This window comes from Pseudomonas sp. PSB11 (assembly GCF_014596605.1).
In the GTDB taxonomy this organism is placed as follows: domain Bacteria; phylum Pseudomonadota; class Gammaproteobacteria; order Pseudomonadales; family Pseudomonadaceae; genus Aquipseudomonas; species Aquipseudomonas umsongensis.
The window spans coordinates 69199-88308 of record NZ_NOIO01000012.1; the positions used below are offsets into that span (position 1 = coordinate 69199).

At 62.4% G+C, this 19110-nt stretch carries 21 protein-coding genes; 1 reads left to right on the forward strand and 20 read right to left on the reverse strand.

Annotated features, from left to right (window positions below):
• Window positions 1-19 precede the first annotated feature (19 nt).
• From CGA21_RS15835 to CGA21_RS15925, 19 genes are read right to left on the reverse strand one after another with little or no spacing between them, the layout of a single operon-like run.
• Complete coding sequence (locus CGA21_RS15835; RefSeq protein WP_188264558.1) at window positions 20-1246, reverse strand: beta-ketoacyl-ACP synthase; 1227 nt, start codon at window positions 1244-1246, stop codon at window positions 20-22.
• On the reverse strand, window positions 1246-1974 hold the full coding sequence (gene fabG / locus CGA21_RS15840) for a 3-oxoacyl-ACP reductase FabG (protein WP_110754696.1): 729 nt from the start codon (window positions 1972-1974) through the stop codon (window positions 1246-1248). Before fabG ends, CGA21_RS15835 begins: the two co-directional genes overlap by 1 nt.
• Window positions 1971-2432, reverse strand: coding sequence for a hotdog family protein (locus CGA21_RS15845; protein WP_020796176.1), 462 nt, complete (start codon window positions 2430-2432; stop codon window positions 1971-1973). The genes fabG and CGA21_RS15845 overlap by 4 nt, the downstream gene beginning before the upstream one ends.
• Entirely contained in the window at window positions 2429-3625 is a 1197-nt protein-coding gene (locus CGA21_RS15850) for a beta-ketoacyl-[acyl-carrier-protein] synthase family protein (protein WP_188264559.1), read from the reverse strand. The genes CGA21_RS15845 and CGA21_RS15850 overlap by 4 nt, the downstream gene beginning before the upstream one ends.
• Complete coding sequence (locus CGA21_RS15855) at window positions 3622-4104, reverse strand: hypothetical protein (RefSeq protein ID WP_020796178.1); 483 nt, start codon at window positions 4102-4104, stop codon at window positions 3622-3624. Before CGA21_RS15855 ends, CGA21_RS15850 begins: the two co-directional genes overlap by 4 nt.
• 46 nt (window positions 4105-4150) lie before the next feature.
• Window positions 4151-5398, reverse strand: coding sequence for an NAD(P)/FAD-dependent oxidoreductase (locus tag CGA21_RS15860; protein ID WP_188264560.1), 1248 nt, complete (start codon window positions 5396-5398; stop codon window positions 4151-4153).
• Window positions 5385-6545 carry a sodium:proton antiporter gene (locus CGA21_RS15865; RefSeq protein ID WP_188264561.1) on the reverse strand — a complete coding sequence of 387 codons (1161 nt, stop codon included), beginning with the start codon at window positions 6543-6545 and terminating at the stop codon, window positions 5385-5387. Before CGA21_RS15865 ends, CGA21_RS15860 begins: the two co-directional genes overlap by 14 nt.
• The gene (locus CGA21_RS15870) at window positions 6542-8881 is read right to left on the reverse strand and encodes an MMPL family transporter (RefSeq protein ID WP_188264562.1); all 2340 of its coding nucleotides are present in this window, start codon (window positions 8879-8881) and stop codon (window positions 6542-6544) included. Before CGA21_RS15870 ends, CGA21_RS15865 begins: the two co-directional genes overlap by 4 nt.
• A complete protein-coding gene (locus CGA21_RS15875; RefSeq protein ID WP_188264563.1) occupies window positions 8865-9557 on the reverse strand; it encodes an outer membrane lipoprotein carrier protein LolA in 693 nt (230 codons plus the stop codon). The genes CGA21_RS15870 and CGA21_RS15875 overlap by 17 nt, the downstream gene beginning before the upstream one ends.
• Window positions 9554-9979, reverse strand: a complete 426-nt coding sequence (locus CGA21_RS15880; RefSeq protein WP_020796183.1) for an acyl-CoA thioesterase — start codon at window positions 9977-9979, stop codon at window positions 9554-9556. Before CGA21_RS15880 ends, CGA21_RS15875 begins: the two co-directional genes overlap by 4 nt.
• Entirely contained in the window at window positions 9972-11516 is a 1545-nt protein-coding gene (gene hutH / locus CGA21_RS15885; RefSeq protein WP_188264564.1) for a histidine ammonia-lyase, read from the reverse strand. Before hutH ends, CGA21_RS15880 begins: the two co-directional genes overlap by 8 nt.
• Window positions 11497-12438, reverse strand: coding sequence for a glycosyl transferase (locus CGA21_RS15890; RefSeq protein ID WP_188264565.1), 942 nt, complete (start codon window positions 12436-12438; stop codon window positions 11497-11499). Before CGA21_RS15890 ends, hutH begins: the two co-directional genes overlap by 20 nt.
• Complete coding sequence (locus CGA21_RS15895; protein ID WP_188264566.1) at window positions 12435-13169, reverse strand: glycosyltransferase family 2 protein; 735 nt, start codon at window positions 13167-13169, stop codon at window positions 12435-12437. Before CGA21_RS15895 ends, CGA21_RS15890 begins: the two co-directional genes overlap by 4 nt.
• Entirely contained in the window at window positions 13162-14841 is a 1680-nt protein-coding gene (locus tag CGA21_RS15900) for an acyl-CoA synthetase family protein (protein WP_188264567.1), read from the reverse strand. The genes CGA21_RS15895 and CGA21_RS15900 overlap by 8 nt, the downstream gene beginning before the upstream one ends.
• Window positions 14838-15383, reverse strand: coding sequence for a membrane protein (locus CGA21_RS15905; RefSeq protein WP_020796188.1), 546 nt, complete (start codon window positions 15381-15383; stop codon window positions 14838-14840). The genes CGA21_RS15900 and CGA21_RS15905 overlap by 4 nt, the downstream gene beginning before the upstream one ends.
• Window positions 15380-15634, reverse strand: a complete 255-nt coding sequence (locus CGA21_RS15910) for an acyl carrier protein (RefSeq protein ID WP_020796189.1) — start codon at window positions 15632-15634, stop codon at window positions 15380-15382. The genes CGA21_RS15905 and CGA21_RS15910 overlap by 4 nt, the downstream gene beginning before the upstream one ends.
• Window positions 15635-15643: 9 nt before the next feature.
• Window positions 15644-15904: a phosphopantetheine-binding protein gene (locus tag CGA21_RS15915; RefSeq protein ID WP_110754676.1), complete on the reverse strand. Its 261-nt coding sequence runs from the start codon at window positions 15902-15904 to the stop codon at window positions 15644-15646.
• Window positions 15885-16694: a lysophospholipid acyltransferase family protein gene (locus CGA21_RS15920; RefSeq protein WP_110754674.1), complete on the reverse strand. Its 810-nt coding sequence runs from the start codon at window positions 16692-16694 to the stop codon at window positions 15885-15887. Before CGA21_RS15920 ends, CGA21_RS15915 begins: the two co-directional genes overlap by 20 nt.
• Window positions 16670-17395, reverse strand: a complete 726-nt coding sequence (locus CGA21_RS15925) for a beta-ketoacyl synthase chain length factor (RefSeq protein WP_188264568.1) — start codon at window positions 17393-17395, stop codon at window positions 16670-16672. The genes CGA21_RS15920 and CGA21_RS15925 overlap by 25 nt, the downstream gene beginning before the upstream one ends.
• A gap of 355 nt (window positions 17396-17750) precedes the next feature.
• On the opposite strand from CGA21_RS15925, the gene CGA21_RS15930 reads away from it, so the two are divergent.
• Window positions 17751-18521: a ParA family protein gene (locus tag CGA21_RS15930; RefSeq protein ID WP_020796193.1), complete on the forward strand. Its 771-nt coding sequence runs from the start codon at window positions 17751-17753 to the stop codon at window positions 18519-18521.
• Between the two features lie 133 nt (window positions 18522-18654).
• On the opposite strand, the gene trxC is transcribed toward CGA21_RS15930, so the two are convergent.
• Entirely contained in the window at window positions 18655-19089 is a 435-nt protein-coding gene (gene trxC, locus CGA21_RS15935; RefSeq protein ID WP_034148665.1) for a thioredoxin TrxC, read from the reverse strand.
• Window positions 19090-19110: the final 21 nt, after the last annotated feature.

The window sequence follows — 19110 nt, forward strand, 5'->3', positions numbered from 1 at the left end:
ATTGAAGTGCGCCCGCCGCCTACGCCCAGCGCTTGAAAATCAGCGACGTATTCACCCCGCCAAACGCAAAATTATTGTTCATCACGTACTGATTGCTCATCTGCCTAAACTCGCCACGCAGGTAGTCGAGCTTGCCGCAATGCGGGTCGACTTCGTCGAGGTTCAGGGTATGGGCGTACAGGTCGCTGTTCATCATTTCAATGCTGAACCAGGACTCCAGCGCACCGCAGGCGCCGAGCGTGTGGCCGAGGAAGCTTTTTTGTGAGCTGATCGGCATGTCTTCGCCGAACAGGCTGCTGGTGGCCAGGGTTTCGGCGATGTCGCCCTGTTCGGTGGCCGTGCCGTGACCGTTGACGTAGCCGATGTCGGCAGGGCTCAAGCCCGCATCTTCCAGGGCCAACTCCATGGCCCGGCGCATGGTGACTTGCTCCGGGCGGGTGGTGTGCTGGCCGTCGGCATTGCTGCCGAAACCAACGAGCTCGGCATGAATACGGGCACCTCGTGCCAGCGCGTGTTCCAGTTCTTCGAGCACCAGCATGCCGCCGCCTTCACCGATCACCAGGCCGTCGCGCCCTTTGTCATAGGGGCGCGGGGTAGTGTGCGGTGCGTTGTTTTTCAGGCTGGTGGCGTAGAGCGCATCGAACACCATAGCTTCGGTCGGGCACAGTTCTTCGGCGCCGCCGGCGAGCATCAGCGGCAGGCGCCCGAACTTGATGGCTTCATAGGCATAGCCGATGCCCTGGCTGCCGCTGGTGCAGGCGCTGGAGGTGGGGATCAGGCGGCCGGTGAGGCCGAAAAAGATGCTGATGTTGGCCGCCGTGGTGTGGGGCATCATGCGCACGTAGGAATTGGCGTTCAGGCCTTCGGCCACCGAGTTGAGCAGCATGTTGCCGAATGCCTTGATCTCGTCGGTGCTGCCCGTGGAGGACCCGCAGGCAACACCCATGCGTCCGTCCTTGATCGATTCGTCATCGAGCAATCCGGCATCGGCCAACGCCCGCTCCGCAGCGCCCACGGCCAGTCGTGAAACGCGGCCCATGCTGCGCAGTTGTTTGCGCGTCCAGTGGCTCGGCACGATGAAGTCATCGATAGGCCCGGCCAGGCGCGTATTGAGTTCAGTGAAGCGGTCCCATTCGTCCATGCGGCGAATGCCGCTGCGGTTGGCTGCGAAGTGGTCGGCGATGGTTGCCCAATCGCTGCCCAGCGAGGTGATGCCGGCCATGCCGGTGACGACGACACGTTTCATCAGCACAGGCCTCCGTTGACGGCCAGCACCTGCCGGGTGATGTACGAGGCTTCCGCCGACATCAGGAAATTCACCGCGCCGGCCACCTCTTCAGGGGTGCCCATGCGTTGTGCGGGGATCATTTTCATCATTTCTTCCACCGGCACGTTTTCATCGAGCATGGCTGTGTCGATCAGGCCGGGTGCGACACAGTTGACGGTGATCTTGCGCTTGCCCAACTCGATCGCCAACGCCTTCGCCGCGCCGATCAACCCGGCCTTCGAAGCGCTGTAGTTGACCTGACCGCGATTGCCGATCAAGCCGGACACCGACGTGATGCACACGATTCGCCCGGCGGCGCGCCGACGGATCATCGGCATCATCACCGGGTGCAGCACGTTGTAGAAACCGTCGAGGTTGGTGCGCATCACCTTATCCCAATCATCCTCGCTCAGCGCCGGAAAAGCACCGTCACGCGTCAGCCCGGCGTTGAGCACCACGCCATAGTACGCGCCATGGGTGTCGACGTCGGCCTCAAGGATGGCTTTGCAGCGGGCGCGGTCGGACACATCGAATTGCAGGATGCGCGCAGTGCGACCCAGGGCCTCGATTTCCACTTGTACAGCTTGGGCATCCGCCAGGCCACTGCGGCAATGCAGCACGATGTCATGCCCGGCCTGGGCCAGGCGCAGGGCAATCGCGCGGCCGATGCCACGGCTGGAACCGGTGACCAGTACGAATTCAGTCATGACTGGACTCCTTCGGATTCATCAAGATATTGAGCCGCCTGAGGCGGGCGATACACGTTCAGGCGGGCGCTGGCGTGAATGCCGGGTGCGTTGATGTGGCACTCGAACACGCCCATGCCGTTGTCATCTTCCAGCGAGCGGATGCCATGCAGGGTCAGTTCGGTGCCGGCGGGAAAACGGTCGACGTTGCATTCGAACTTGCGAGAGCCGAGCAAAAAGCCCAGCTGCGTTGCATCGCCGCGCTGGCGCGCATGGCAACCTGCGAAGGCCGCGACGCTCTGGGCCATCAGTTCAATCCCGACCCAGGCCGGCAGGCTGCCGTCGGGGAGGTTGAACAGACCGTCGGGCTTGACCCTGAGGCGTGTGTGAATCTGCTCTTCATCGAATGCCAGGATCTGCTCGATGAGAATCATGTCGCCAGCATGGGGCAGCAGTTCGGCGAGCGGCCAGTCAATCATGGGGCGTCTCCGATAATCAGGCTGACGTTGTTGCCACCGAAGGCGAAGGAATTGCTCATCAGGTAGCGAGGTCCAATGGACGCCAGGCGATCGGCGGGAGTCACCCATTTGAGGGCAGGTAGCTCGGGATCGGCCTGGCCGTCCCAGACATGTGGGGCCAGGAGGTGCTTGCGGTTGTCGTCACTCAGGCTCAACCAGCAGAAGGCGGCTTCCAGCGCGCCGGCCGCGCCAAGGGTATGACCGGTCATGGGCTTGGTCGAAGAACAGGGCACGCCGGCCGGGAACACCGCCGCCACTGCGTGGCTTTCCATGGCGTCGTTGTGTTGGGTGGCGGTGCCATGCAGGTTCAGGTAGGCGATTTGCTCAGGCCGCAGACTGGCCCGGCTCAAGGCCTTGCGCATTGCCTGTTGGGCGCCGCGGCCGGTGGGTTCTGGCGCGGAAATGTGGTGCGCATCGGAACTGGCGCCACTGCCAAGCAGGGTAATCGGCTGGCTGTCGCCAGGCTGCTTGCTCATCAGGAACAGCACGGCGGCCTCGCCGATGTTGATGCCGTTGCGGTTCACTGAAAACGGATTGCAGCGTTGCCCGGACACCGCTTCGAGTGCCGAAAAGCCGTTGAGCGTCAGCTTGCACAATGTGTCGACTCCACCGCACAGCACCACATCGCACACGCCCAGATCGAGCAGGCGCTGGGCGCTCATCAATGCGCGTGCGCTGGAGGTGCAGGCGGTGGAAATCACATAGGCCGGGCCGCTTACTTGCAGCCAGTCGGCGAGAAAATTTGCCGGTGCGCCGAGTTCCTGTTGCTGATAGTCGTATTGCGCCGGAAATTGCTGTTCGCGCACGTAGCGGGCCAGGCTCTGGCTGGCTTCGTCGATGCCCGACGTACTGGTGCCCAGCACGATGCCGATGCGGTCGCGGCCGTAGGTCTGGATGGCCTGATCGATGTCACCGCGAATTTGCAGTGTGGCCTCCATCAGCAATTGATTGTTACGACTGCGTTGGCAGGCCAGTTCCGCGGGAATCGGCACGAGATCGCCACGCACCGCGCCCACCGGTAATGACCGCTCCGGCACCCAGCCGGCTTCGCTGCGCATGCCTGAGCAATCGCCGGCGAACAGGTGGCGGGCGACTTCGTGTTTGTCACGGCCCAGGGCGCAGACGACCCCGAGGGCATTGAGGTAAGCCGTCATGGTGCGTCACCGCTCAGGGGGGTGATTAGATATTTCGGGCCTTTGGGCAAATTCAATTCGAAGCTCAATGGTTGTGAATAACGGACGTCCCAGCGCGCTGGCAGCGAGCGTTGCGCCCCGTATTGCCACGCCTTTGGATAGTTGCCAGGCAGTTCATCCCTGGGGGTCAGTGCAAACAGCAACGCGGCGAACAGCTCACGGGCTTCCGGGTTAGGCGGCAACAGGCCATCGGCTTGCCAATGGCTATCGACCAGTTTCTGGCGGGCCTGCGGAATACCCAGCAAGTCCATCATCGACCAGCGTATGGCAGGGCCTTCACGCTGGATGACCAGTACCCAGTCCTGGCGTTGTTCGGCCTGCAGGCGCTGGATGTGCAATTGCAGCGGCAACGCCATGCTTGGGGTCTGCGCGGGCAGTGGCGCCTGGCTCGCGCAGGCGCTCAGCAGCAGGATGCAGCCGAGCAGCAGAACTCGAATCATCAGGCACACCCTTCAACGGGCTTGCGCAGCACGTTGCTCAAGTCGCTCATGTCGCATCCCTTGCACAGAGTTCTGACAACATCCGCAGGCGACGTTTCGGTTCGGCGACGAATGGATTGCGCTCGTCCCAGGCATAGCCGGCGAGGATCGAGCTGATCATGCGGCGGATTTCCGCATTGCCATCCGGGTAGTAAATCACGTCCTGGAAAGTCCCGGCGTACCAGCCCTCGACGTAGCAGCGGAACGTATCGACCCCGCGCTTGAGCGGTTCGGCGAATTCACGTTGCCAGTCCACGGACTCGCCTTGCAGCTGGCGGTGCAGCACCCCGGCGGCCATGCTCGCCGAGCGCATGGCGATGGTCACGCCAGAGGAAAACACCGGGTCGAGGAATTCCGCCGCATTACCCAGCAACGCAAAACCAGGCCCGTGCAGGGTTTTCACGTTGGCGGAGTAACCGCCGATGGTGCGTGCTGGCGTGTCCCATACGGCGTTGTCCAGTACCCTGGCCAGGCTGGGCGTCTCGGCAATGAAGCCGCGCAGGCAATCGTCGAGGTTATCGCTGCGACCTTCGAAATGTTGCGCGGCGGCCACCACGCCGACCGAGCAGCGGCCGCCGCTGAACGGAATGGTCCAGAACCAGATGTCACGCTGGACAGGATGGGTGGTGATGAGGATCTTGGTGCGATCGAAGTTCGGGTGGTCGATGTGGTCTTCGACATGAGTGAACACAGCCTGGCGCACCGGGAAATTCGACGGTGCTTCAAGGTCAAGCAAGCGCGGGAGGACGCGACCGTATCCGCTGGCGTCGAGCATGAAGTCAGCCTCTATGCGGTACTCGGTGCCGTCTTCGCGACGTACGCCAAGCAGCGGTTTGGCCTGGTCGATATCGACGCTGACGATGGTTTCGCCATAGCGGATTTCCACGCCTTGCAGTGCGGCCTGATCGGCCAGCAGTTTGTCGAAATCCGCGCGCTGGACCTGAAAAGTCGTCGGCTTGCCCTGAGTGAATGTGTCGCCGAAATCGAACGTACTGTAACGCTCGCCCCAGGCAAACGCGGCCCCGGTTTTCAGTTGGAAGCCCGCAGCATTGACGGCATCGAGCATGCCCGCTTCTTCGACGAAATCCAGGCAGTGCGACAGCAGGCTTTCGCCGATCGAAAAGCGCGGGAAATGCTGGCGCTCGATCACCAGTACATCATGTCCCTTGCGCTTGAGCAGCGCGGCGGCGATGGCGCCGGACGGACCTGCACCGATGACCACGATCTGGCGACGTTGCATTTCAACGATTGGCATGGGGGCTCCTTGCCGGGGCGGCAGCTATCAATGGGATGCGGTGCATGCCGGCCAGTGCCGGCAGCACGGTCGCGACCAGGCCCATCAGCATCAACGCAAAGTACAGCGCCGGGCTGATGAGCTGTTGTTGCAGCAGCAGGTTGAGGAAGACGATCTCGCTCAAGCCGCGAATGTTCAGCAATATGCTTTCACGCCAGCGGCTGGCGCCCTGGAACGAGGCACCGGCCCAGCCAAGGCCAAGCCAGTTGCCCAGCAGCTTGCTGGCAATCGGCAGCAGCAGCAGGGCCGCCAGCTGCACCCAGCCAAGGCTGTCCATCGCGCTGTGCACGTTGATCTGGACGATACCGAAGGTGAGTATCAGGGGTATGGCGATGTACGTCTGCAAGCGACTCATCCAGATTGCCGGCAACGGCAGGACCAGCGGCGCCTTGAGTGCCGCCATGACCAGTACATAACCGATGCCGAAAATAAGGGCATTGAGCTTGTAGTGTTCGGCGACTACCAGCAGTGCGAAAAAGCCCAGGCTGTACAGCCAGGTTTGACGCAGGCCCAGTAACCGCAGGAGCACGGGCAGGCATGCGCCGGCCAAGGGTAGCAACAGGCTGCTCAGGTGCAGGCTGCCTTGGGCGAAGGCGAACAGGGTCCAGCAAGTCAGGTCGATGATAATCGCAGTCTGCACCAGTCGCCGGGTGGCGGCGTGCGGGTAAGCGATGTGTCGCAGGTACAGGTACAACACCGGGATCGCGGTAATGGCGAACAGCAGGCCGACCGCCAGCGAACTGATCCAGGGTTGCGGTGGCAGCAGCCAGATGGCCGTGGCCAGGCCGCAGGCAAACGGAATGCAGAAACTCGGCAGGGCGATTTTCAGGCTCTGGCGGTCCAGTTGCAGATCGATCACGTCGCTGAGGATGTAGCCCAGCAGCAGCGCGAAACTCAAGCTGTAGAGGTTCTTCAGCCAGGACGGTGACACCAGCGCCGCGCCACTCAGTTGCCATTGCGGTTCGATCCAGAAGTACATCAGCAATGGCAAGCCGAGGGTCGCCAGCAGCAACTGGCTGACGATTGGAATCAGGCCGAAATGGCGACCGACCCGGGTCGCTAAGGCGAACAGTACCAGGGCCATCGCCCAAAACAGCGCGATCATCATGTTGTCGGTTCCGTGAGACTGGCGGCATGCGCCTGGCGACCGGCCCAGGGCGCCAGCAGGAAGCTGAAGATCAGGCCCAGGCTTACCGACAGGCCGAAGTTGCTCACCGCTGGCGTGCTCGACACTGCCAGCAGGCCGAAGGACAGCCAGGTGGTCAGTGCGGCCAACAAGGTGCCCAGCAGGCTCACGGCGGCGCCGCCGACTTGTTCGCGCATGAGGATGGCATAGTCGACACTGATCGCCGTTACCAGCAGCAGGCCGAACAGGCTGAAGAGGGTCAATGGCTGTCCCAGCCAGCCGAGACTGGCCAGGCTGCACAACGCCGCCAGCAATGGCAGGGACACAATGCGTAACGCGCCGCCAAGACCGAACGGCAGGGCAAGCACCAGCACGATCAATACGCAGGAGGCGAGTTTCAGTTCTGCGGCACTGACCTGGGTGGCGGCGAACACGTTATTCAACTCGCCCAGTCGATCCACCAGCTTCACGCCTGGCAAATCCTCGGCCTGTACCCGCAACAGAGCAGGATTGTTCAGGCCCTGCAAGCTGACCATCGCCGCCACGCCGTTAGCGGTCGGCCCCAGCCACAACAGGCGATAAGGCTCGGCCAACGGGCCGGCCAGTGCGCTGTCGATGTCTTCGATGGGCAGGGCCTGCAACTGGCTCAACTCTGCTTGCAGCGCCTGTGCCGGTACGCCCACCTCGAGCAACGGCTGCCAGAACGCCGACAATCTGCCCAGCGCCTCGCGCACCTTGCGTTGTTCGCTGGGCGGGCTGACCAGTTGATTGAGCGACAGGTAACCCTGGAGTTTCTGCAGGCCAACCAATTGATCCAGGCGTTCACTCAGGGCGCCCTGGCGCTCGAGCAGTTGCTGTTGATCGGCCGCCTGCACCAGGAAAAACTGGCTGGTGGGTTGATAGCCCGTGATTCGCGCAATGGTCTGCGCTTCGTCAGTCAACTGCTGCGGGGCGCCCACCCATTGGCGGATGTCGTTGCGGGCCTCAAGCTGCACCAGGCCGCCGGCACAAAAAGCGATCAGCAGTGCCAGCAATACCGGTGTGCTCAAATGCCTGAGCAACGCTTCGCGGCGTCCCAGTAAGAACTCGCTAAGGCGCAGTGGCCATTGCGCCGGGCGCAGTTCGGCGCCCTTGAGCAGCGCCGGCAGCAGGCACACCGCGGACAAATAGGCACCGAGCAGTCCCGCCGCCGAGAACACGGCAATCTGGGTCAGCGCCGGGAAGGGCGTCCAGGCCAGGGCCAGGTAGCCGATGGCGCTGGTGATCAGGCTCAGGGTCAGGCCTGGCAAGGTCAGGCGTAGCGCCGGCCAGCTGTGCCAGGGTTTCAGGCTCCAGCTCTTGGACAGGTAATGCAGCGGGTAATCGACGGCGACACCGATCAGACTCGAACCCAACACCAGCGTCATCACATGCATGTGGCCGAACAATGCCACGCAGGCCACCGCGCCGAACAGCATGCCCACCAGCACCGGGACAAACGCCAGCACGACACGCCAGCGACGGAAGGCCAGCAACAGCAACAGCAGGATCCCGACAGTGGCACCGCCCCCCACCCAGGTCATCTCACGGGAAGCCTGGCGCTGGCCGTTAGCCGCATACAACAAACCACTCGCGGCGAGCAGTTGCACATCGTCTCGTGCGGCCTCCTCACGGCTGTGCTGGAGGAGGTCGGCGACCTGCAGTGGCAGGTTCATGTCGAAAGCATTGCCGGTGGCGCGCGCCCGCAGCAGCACCCAGTGCTTGCCATCCGCTTCGGCGATCAAGGCGCCACTGCCAATGTCCAGTTGCACGGCACCGTGCTGTGGCTGGCTGTTCTGGATGCGCCCGGTCAGGCCCAGCCAGTCATCCTGGCTCGGCACCAGGCTGAAACCGGTGAAGGGGTCAAACAGCGCCTGCACCCGTTGCTGGATAAAGGCATCGGGGTGTTCGATCAGTTGTTCGCGATCTTCTGCCGCGAGCATGGCCAATCGGCCTTGCAGCAGTTGCGTGCGCAAGGCCGGCAAGTCGGCTTGCAGGTTCCATTGGACCTTGTCGAACAGGCCGCTGGCTTGCCACTGATCGCCCAGTGTTTGCGCCATGGCAATGGCTTGCTGGCGATCGGTGTGGCCAACCAGCACCAGCATTTCGCGATTCAGCGGTTCCTGCATGCGTTGTTCGGCACGCAGTTCCAGCGCATCGGGCGCGGTGCCGGGCACCAGCTCCATCAGGTTGGCCGACAGCGGGGCGCCGTCGCGCCATTGCCAGCCGGCGAGCGCCAGCACTGCCAGCAGCAGGATCAGGAACAGCCAGGGCAGCCTGCGCTCACTCGGCAAAGTCATGCTGCTCCGTGTCGCTTAACGGTAGCGCGCTGGTGCTGTCTTGCATGCGCAACAGCGTGCTGTCACCTTGGGTTTCCAGCAGCTCGATGCTGTGGACCAGTTCGCCGCCGGTGATGTTGATCTGGTTGAACACCTGCTTGAGCAGCATCGAGCGTGGCGTCAACCTCAGTGTCCAGTTCTGTGCGTCGCCACTGAGCGACAGCTCGAAATCTCGTTGCAGGCCGCTGCTGTCGCCTTGCAGGACGGCCAGGAACAAGCGGTTCTGCTCAGCGCCGGCGCTCTTGCCCGGCAACATCTGCCAGCCGCCGGCATCACGCCGGGCAATGCCTGTGGGGGTGATGCGGTAGTCCTGTTGCAATGGCGTTTTCAGTAGCCACAACAACCCGTGATTCTTCGCCAGGACGAAAGTGCCCTTGCTGGTCAGTGGCTGGGGCAGGGCACGCAGGCGTTTTTCCTGGATGAAGTTGCCGTGGATGACATCGGGCCTGGCCAGTTGCTCGCTGAGCTGTTGCAGGTCGAAGGCGTTGGCCAGCCCAGGAGTGCCCAGTAACAGCCAGAACACTGTAGGAGCGAGCATGCTCGCGAAAAACCTGAGGGCACCGCGGGGTGACAGGCGCCCAGCGTCATCGTTAGCGACCATCGCGAGCAGGCTCGCTCCTACAGGGCCGGAAATCATGGTAAGGCCCTCGCCACGGCGTCGGTAAATACCTTCGGCGAGGCCAACTGCATTTCGCGATTGCTCATGTCGACGGCGACCTGTACGGAAACACCACGGGTCAGGCGCTCGCCGGTTTCCAGGTCGCTGATCAGGTAATTGATCTTCAACCGGTTCTCCCATTCCACCAGATTGGCGCGCACGTTGAGCGTCTGGCCGAACTGGGCGCCGCGTATGTAGCGCAATTGCAGGTCGATCACCGGCCACGCATAGCCCGATTCGGACATTGCCGTGTAGTTGTGGCCGATCTTGTCCAGCAAGGCGCAGCGGGCGATTTCCAGGTATTTGACGTAATGGCCGTGCCAGACGACGTTCATCCTGTCGACGTCGAAGAACGGCACGAGGATTTGCGTATCGGTGTAGAGCACTCCCTTGCTACGCATGCAGCCTCCAGTGTTGTGCGGCGATACGTTGCAGGCACAGGCGCAATTCGCCCTCCAGCGCACGGTCTTCAATGACCGGTGGGAAATCCTTGGCCAATGCTTCATGCATGGCCGCCAGAGCCGGTGGCAGTGGCCGCGCATCCTCGGCCTGGGCGCGCAACCAGACGCCTTGGTTGGCAGCCAGCAAGGTGGCGGCGGCGACCTGTTCGGTCAGCTCCAACACGCGGATCGCATCACGGGCGGCGATGGTGCCCATGCTCACCTTGTCCTGGTTGTGGCACTCGGTGGAACGGGAGAATACGCTGGCGGGCATGGTGTTTTTCAGCGCTTCGGCGGTCCAGGCGCTGGCACCGATCTGCACGGCCTTGAAGCCGTGGTTGAGCATGGCGCGGTCGGCCGTGGCCCCGGACAAGTTGCTGGGCAAACCGTGGTTGTAGCGCTCATCCACCAACAGGGCGAGTTGTCGGTCCAGCAGGTCGGCGACGTTGGCCACGAGGTTTTTCAGGCTGTCCATGGCGAACGCGATGTGCCCGCCGTAGAAGTGCCCACCGTGCAGCACGCGTTCGGCCTCGGCATCGATGATCGGGTTGTCGTTGGCGCTGTTGAGTTCGATTTCAATGAACGAGCGCAGCCAGTTCAGGCTGTCGGCCAGCACACCGAGGACATGCGGCGCGCAACGCAGCGAATAGCGGTCCTGCAGGCGATGCAGCGGTGCGGTCGGCGCGTCGATGGCCAGGTCCTTGCGCAACCAGGCGGCGACCTGCATCTGCCCGGGGTGTGGCTTGGTGGCGAAGAGGCGCTCGTCGAAATGTTCCGGGTTGCCTTGCAGCGCTACCACGTTCAGCGCGGTGATGCGCGTGGCCAGTTGCAGCAGATAATCGGCGCGGGCGTAGGCCAGGCAGGCGAGCCCGGTCATCACGGCGGTACCGTTCATCAGTGCCAGGGCTTCCTTGGGACGCAGCACCAGTGGCTGCCAGCCGAGTTCGCGGTGAACATCGGCGGCTTGCCGGCGCTCGCCGCGATACATCACCTCACGCTCGCCGGACAGCGTGGCGGCAACGTACGACAGCGGCGTCAGATCACCGCTGGCGCCGACCGAACCTTCTTCCGGAATCAGTGGCAGGATGTCGTGTTCAAGGAATGCCTGCAGGCGTTCCAGCAGCTCCACGCGCACCCCGGAGACACCTTGGCAGAGTGACTGCAAGCGGGCCGCCAGCACCGCACGGGTGGCTTGCGCGTCCAGCAATTTGCCCAGGCCGCAGCCGTGGAAGGTGTACAGATGACGCGGCAACGCCTCGACGTGATGCAACGGCACCGCGACCACGCAGGAATCGCCGTAGCCGGTGGTCACGCCGTAGATCACGCCTTCCTTGTCGAGCAGGGAGTCGAGGAACTGCGCGCCTTTGGCGATGCGCTGGCGGAACTGCGGATCGCCCTGCAACTGCGTGGGCACCTGGCGGTTGGCCAGGGCCAGCACATCGTCGATGCGCAAAGGGCGTTCGCCGAAGATTACAGGCTCAAGCGTTGGCGTCGTCATCGGTCTTCCAGAAAGGGTAAAAGTTGAACCATTGTCGAGGTGCCTGGAGGCAATAGTGACTCAGGCGCTCGGCATAGCGGGTGGCCCACTGATGTATGACCTGTTCGCGGTCGCTGCGTTTCCAGGTGATCGAGTCGGCGAAGGGTTCGAGGGTGAGTCGATAATTGCCATCGGCCTTTTTCAGGCACAGCAGCAGGTGGACCGGGCATTTCAGCAGCCCCGCCAGCAGCCACGGTCCTTGAGGGAACTTTGCCGGATGACCGAGGAAGTCCACGGTCACGCTGCGCCCGCCGTGCAGCGGCACGCGATCGCCGGCAATCGCCAGCCATTCGCCGCGTTCCAGGCGTTCGTGCAGTTGCAGCATGATCACCGGGTCCAGTTCGCTCACCTGGATCAGTCGCAGATTGGTCGCCCCGGCTTCGCCCAGCAAGCGGTTGAAGCGCTCGGCGTGCTTGGTGTGCACCAGCACGTTCATGGTGACCTTCTCGCCGATCTCCGCCAGTGCGCGGCAGACTTCGAGGTTGCCCAGGTGGGCGCCCACCAGCATTTGCCCGCGCGTGCCGCGTAACTGGTTGCGCAGCAGCGCCGGGTCGATGATTTCGATGTGCTCGATGCCCAGCTTGCCGTTCCACACGTCGAGCTTGTCGAGCAGGGAGTCGGCGAAGGCCATGAACTGGCTGAATACTCGCCAATGGCTCGGGCGCAGTTCGTCGCGACCGCTCCAGTCGGCGAGTCGTTGCTGGTACTCCCAGGCGCTTTGACGGGCACTGCGGCCGAACAGGAAAAAGTACAACACGATGCCGTACAGCAGCGGGCTCAGCAGTCGACGCCCAAGCACCTTGGCGGCGACCGCGGTAAATTTCATCAGCCAGAAGCTGCCGCGCTCCTCGCGGTCGGCCCAGTGTTGCTTGTCGACGTTCATGTGCGCCACCGACGCCAGAGGATCAGCGGCGAGCGCAGCAGCATGCCGAAGAACAACCGGGTGTGCATGCTGGTAATCAGTACGTTGTCGTGGAACATGCGGAAATGCGAAACACCGTCCAGCGGGTAATGGACTCTGGTTTGCAGCCATTGCATCGGCTGCCCGCGCCACGCCAGGCGGACCAGGATGTCCGAGTCGAAGTCCATGCGCTTGCCGATTTTCGCCGATTCGATCAACGCCAGGACCGGGGCCAAGGGATAGAGGCGATAGCCGCACATGGAGTCGCGAATCTGCAGCGACAGCGTATTGATCCACACCATCACGTGGGTCAGGTAGCGGGCGTACAAACGCCCCTTCGGCACGCTGTCGTCATACAGCGGATAGCCGCAGATCACGGCGTCGGGATGGGCGCGGGAGCATTCGACAAAACGTCGCACGTCCTGCAGGTCGTGCTGGCCGTCGGCGTCCACCTGCAAGGCGTGGCTGAAGCCCAGGCGCGAGGCTTCCCGCAGACCGGTCATCACCGCACCGCCCTTGCCCTGGTTGGTGGCGAGGCGGATCAGATACACGTTGTCGCGCAGCGCCAGTTGATCGAGCACCCTGGCACAGGGCGGGCTGCTGGCGTCGTCCACCAGAATGCACGGCAGGTGGTTGGCCAGCAGCGCATCGACCACGGTGGTGATGGCGGTCTCGTGGTTGTAGACCGGGACGACGGCGCAGGGGTTATGCATGTGCCGGCTCCAGCAAAATCCGTCCACTGGAACAGGTGGCGGTTTCGTTGCGATAGGCGAAATACAGCTTGCCGCGGGCTGGGTCGAAGCGCAGGTGCAGTTGGACTTCGTCGCCGGGACGTACCAATTGCTGGAATTTCAGCACCTCCATGCCGGCGAATTTCTGTGGCAGGTTCATCAGTTGCTGGCCCAAAAGCAGCGCCCACTCCACCTGCACCACGCCCGGCAATACGGGAGCTGTGGGAAAGTGTCCGCTGAAATAGGCAAGATCCGGCGGCACGGCCAGCTGCAAGCTCCACTCGCCATTGGCTTCGACCTGTTCCAGCACCACAGGCGCCTTGGGGCGCGGTGCCAGCAGCACGGCTTCGACGTCGGCCTGGGGCAGTTTGCCCTGGGCGTTCAGCGGCATTTGTTGCAGCAGGCGCCAACGCCTTGGCAAGGCCAGGGTTTCACAATGCAGGCTCAGGTGTTGGCGCAGTTGTTCGGTGAGTGTGCGTCGGCCTTGATTGCGCAGCACATGCAACCCTGCGTCAGTCAGGACCAACAATGCGCCCAGCGAGGCGCGGTTTTCCTGGACGACACCCAGGCGCGCTTCGGCCACCCAGTCGTGGGCCATCAGTGCCTGCTCCAGCATCGGCAGCGAGATCCGTTTCTCTTCCAGCTTGACGATCCGGTCCAGTCGTCCAAGCAACTCGAAGCGGCCGTCAGCCGCGATTCGCGCGGCATCGGCGCTGTGCTCGATATGGCCGTCAGGCAAGTAGGGCGAGGCGATGAGCAAAGCCCCCTCGTTGTCCTGGGTCAACTGGACGCCAGCAAAGGGTTGCCACAGTGACTGACCCTGCCGCCAGGCGATGCCGCCGGTTTCCGAACTGCCGAATATTTCCGTCGGCCATTGGTGCAGGCGTTCATGCAGACGCTGCGCGGCCTCGACGGGCAATGCGCCACCGGAGGAAAACACCCGACGTACTGCGCTCAGCGCCGGCCAGTCGAGGTTGTCGCCCATGCGCTTGAGCAGCGCCGGGCTGGCCACCCAGGCGAAGGCCGGGTGTTCGAGACTGGCACGCTGCAGGTCTTCGGGGAAGGCCAGTTGTCTGCGAACGAACGGGCGTCCCGCGCACAGTGGCCACAGTACCCGGAACAGCAAGCCATAGATGTGCTGGGTGGCGACGCTGCCAATGATGCAGGCTGGGCCCAGGTCGGCGCCCCACAGCTGTTCCAGGGCCTGGACTTCATTGACCAGCTGGCGCAGGGTTTTTTCGATTCGCTTGGGTTCGCCGCTGGAGCCGGAGGTGCACAGGCTCAGCGAGCAGCCGTCAAGATCAAGGGCGGCGGCGCCAAGGGGGGCATCCTGATAATCACCCGGGTGTGCGTCGTCGGACTGATCGGTCAGCCATAAATCGACTTCACCCGACCAGCGCTGGCGGGTTTGCGGTTGCAGGTCGGCCGGCAGCAACACGCTGACTCCGGCGCGCCAGGCACCCAACAAGGCAATCGCCAGGTCCGCGGCGTCTTCGAGGTGCACGGCAATGCGCCGCACACCTCGGGTTTGCAGGCCGGCGGCCAGGCGCAGGGCTTGCTCGCGCAATAGTGCGTGATCGAGCTGCGGGTCGGCCGTCACGGTTCGCCCCGGCTCGGCCTTGAGCAATAGGTGCTCAAGTTTTATCCAGTTCATGCGCGGCCTCTTACCCGTTGGCGTATTAGCCATTCAATGGCAAACATCAGGCCTATCAATCCATAGGAGATCAGGCCGGTGTAAAGCATCCACCAGCTCAGCGGCGCCCACAGTGTCAGGGCTGCGGCGCAGATCCCGTTGCACAGGAAAAACACGCACCAGGCGATGGTCACCTGGCGGGTATAGCGAATGGCCTTGGCCGGCAAATGTGCTTCGCGCAAGCGGGCCAGGCGTTCGACCATCGGTGGGCCGTACTTCAGGCTCAACCCGAACAACCCCAGCATGAAGGCGCTGATCAATACCGGATACCAACGCAGCAGTGCCGGACTGTCGAACAACGCCAGCAACAGGCAGAACAGGATGGCCACGCCCGCCATCCACGAACTGCCTGGCCGTCGCTTGCCGGTCAGCGCGCGGGCCAGCCACAGGCTGCCCAGCAGCAGCCCGAACTGCCACGGGGCGAAATGCTCCATGCCGAAATACACCGCAAAAGGGTATAGCAGGCCCGCCAGCAGCAAGCCGAGGCCGATCAATCGACTCATGCGGCCGGTTGAACCAGACGGTAGACCGCCTCGACCACGTCGCTGACGGTACGCACCGACTTGAATTCTTCGGCCGCGATTTTCTTGCCGGTCTGGCGCTTGATGTGATCGATCAGGTCGACCGCATCGATGCTGTCGATTTCCAGGTCCTGGTACAGGTTGGATTCGAGGCTCACCCGGTCCGGATCCAGTTCGAACAGTTCGACCAAGGCATCGCGCAGGGTGTTGAAAATGTCGTCACGAGTTTGCATGGTCCGGTCTCAAGCTGCCTGTTTTGCAGTGACGAAGGCCGCGAGGCTCGCCACGTTACTGAAGTGATTGCGCGTGTCCTTGGCGTCGGCATCGATCTTGATGCCGTATTTTTTCTGGATGGCCAGGCCGAGTTCCAGGGCGTCCACCGAGTCCAGGCCCAAGCCTTCGCCGAACAGGGTCTGATCGTCGCCGATGTCCTCGACGCTGATGTCTTCGAGGCCAAGGGCGTCGATGATTAGCAGTTTAATTTCACGGTTCAGATCGCTCATCTTCGGCGAGCTCCTTAATAAAGTAGGAATGCAAATAATCGTTGAGCTTGCGCGAGGCCTGGGGGGGCGGGCCGAGCGCGGCGAAGGCCTGGGGGTCTATATCGTCCCCCACGCGGAAACTGAAGTGTACGCGGCGCTTGGGGATCCGATGCCAGGGTTCGGCCTTGGTCAGTGTGGTCGGGCTGACCCGGATCACCACGGGGCTGAGGATTTTCGCACCACGCACGGCAATTGCCGCGCCCCCCCGATGAAAGGCGGGCGCCTGGCCTGGCTGGGTGCGTGTACCTTCGGGAAAAATGATCAGGGTCTGGCCTTGTTTCAGCGCATCGGCGGCGGCATCGAGCATGTCCATGCTGCCATCGTTGCTGATGTATTCGGTGCGACGCAGGGGCGTACGGGTGAACGGGTTATCCCAGAGGCTTTGCTTGACCACGCAGTTGGCGTGGGGGACCAGACCGATCAGAAATACCACGTCGATCAGCGATGGGTGATTGGCAACGATCATCTGGCCGGGCCGACCGAGTTTTTCCGCACCTTCGATTTCGTAGGTCAGCACGCCAGCGCGGGCCATGAAGCGCACGAACAACCAGAAACAACGGCTGACAGTCTGGCGCGCCCGTAACCGGTGGGTATGGGCATCACCTGGCAGGCAGGCCAGCAGCGGGAAAATCACCAGGCGCAGGCACAGGCCGCCCAACCCGAACAGGGCAAAGCTTGCGGCGGTGGCCAGCAGGCGCCAGTAATAGGCATCGCGGTTTTTTTCAGTCACAGGTTGCGTTGCCAAGTCCATACACGATTTTTCCAGGCATGTTGGCAGGTGGTTTGCGGACCCAGCAGCGTGCACAACAGATTCAACGCGTGCGGCCATCGAGCGTTGGACAACGCATCCGTGGCACTGTTCAGGGACAGCTGCCAGTCATTGCCCGGGGTAATCAGCAGGGCGACGGCATAAGGGAAGGGCACGTCGTCGATCCAGGCCGAATAGGCCTGCGGCGGTTGCTCTTCAGTAACCACCAGTAAAACCGCGGGCGAGCCTTCAGCCAGCAGGGCCGCCGCCTCCAGCATGCCATTTTCAAGGCCGTCGCCGGCGGCGGCCAAGGCAGTCATTTCGCTGGTTTCACCGCGCATGATCGACCACAGGCCGATGATCGCGTTATGCACCGATAGGCTGAACTGGGTCGGCGACAGCGGTTGCTCGACGGCCAGGTCGCTTAGAATGTCGAAGGTTCGCGGGGTTTCGCCGTGACGGGAAACAAAGACCAGTGGCAGGTCCTGACGACCTTCGGCCAATGGCCAGCCGACACTGAATGCCATTCGCGCCAGACGGCTGAGCCGCCGGCGTTGCATGGCCGGCAGGAACGAGACATCGGGTGCGGCATCGCTGGCCGGTAACATCAACGGTTGCTGGCGCCAGGCCTGCCAGTCATCCACGCTTTCGAGCCCCGGGGCCCAAGCGCGCCACTGGGCGATGTTGAAATTAATCACAGACATTCAATCCCGCCCTTGCAGGCTTCCTGACGCGGTGAGTGGCGCAACGGCACGGCACACCCTACGTGGCGCTTGGCGCCGAGTGGTGCGCATTATCCCGGTGCGACGAACGTGTAGCAAACACTGGTTACGTTTTGCTCGATGAGATGTACCGGTCAGCTCACAAAAACTGAACGTTTGGCAATTATTCACATCTTCATCGGGCCGTCTGTCGGCTCAAGTCTCGGCTTAGAGTGCCCCCAGCGGCGGTTTCCGCAAGAAAACACTGATGACTATGTAGTCCATGCGCCTGCGAGCTAGCGAAGCCATGCCCTGCACCACTACACTCGGTCATTCTTTGGTACACGGAGGTTTTGCAATGCGGCGTGTGGTGTTCAATCAGAAAGGTGGCGTGGGCAAATCCAGTATTGCCTGCAATCTGGCGGCGGTCAGCGCCAGCGAGGGCTATCGCACCCTGTTGGTCGATCTCGATGCCCAAGCCAACTCCACTCAGTACCTGACGGGACTCACCGGTGACGATATCCCGATGGGTATCGCCGATTTCTTCAAGCAAACCTTGTCCTCCGGGCCCTTTGCCAAGAAGAACCAGGTCGATATCTACGAAACGCCGTTCGACAACCTCCATGTCATCACCGCCACCGCCGAACTGGCCGACCTGCAGCCCAAGCTTGAGGCCAAGCACAAGATCAACAAGCTGCGAAAGTTGCTCGAAGAGCTGGATGGAGATTACGACCGGATCTACCTGGATACACCGCCGGCCCTGAACTTTTATGCGGTTTCTGCGTTAATTGCCGCCGATCGTGTGTTGATTCCCTTTGATTGCGACAGCTTCTCCCGCCAAGCACTTTACGGTTTGCTGGCAGAAATAGAAGAATTGAAAGACGACCACAACGAAGGCCTGGAAGTCGAAGGCATCGTGGTTAACCAGTTCCAGGCCCGTGCGAGCCTGCCCCAGCAAATCCTTGACGAGTTGATCGCCGAAGGCCTGCCGGTGCTACCGGTGTACCTGGGCAGTTCGGTGCGCATGCGCGAATCCCATCAGGCCAACATGCCGCTGATCCATCTCGATCCGCGGCACAAGTTGACACAGCAGTTCGTTGAATTGCACAACTTGCTGGAAAACACCTGATTCCCAAGGGCAAAACGAAAACACTGTGGGAGCGAGCCTGCTCGTGAAGGCGGGAGTTCAGTCAACAGAGACGTTGGATGTGAATCCCTCTTCGCGAGCAGGCTCGCTCCCACATTTGGTTTTCGGGTGGCCTTTAGATCCCCTGGCTACGCAACCAGCTCATCAGCTGCGGTAACGGAAACGCCCCGCTCTGACGCGCCACTTCCCGGCCGTTCTTGAACAGAATCAGGCTCGGAATCGAGCGAATCCCCAGCTGTGCCGACAACTGCTGGTTCGCCTCGCTGTCCAGCTTGGCCAGCCGGCACTTGCCCGCCAATTGTCCCGCCGCCTGCTCGAACACCGGTGCAAACGATTTGCAGGGGCCGCACCAGTCTGCCCACACGTCTACCAATAGCGGCAGATCGCCCTTGATCTGACTGGCGTAATCACCTTGCTTGAGTTCGAAGGGCTTGTTCAGCAGGACCTCGGCCTTGCAGCGGCCGCATTTTGGATGGTCGCCCAGGCGCTCGGCGGGAATGCGGTTGAGGCCGTTGCAGTGGGGGCAGGGTATGAGGAGTGGGTCAGTCATGACGGATGTCCAGTGAGGAGC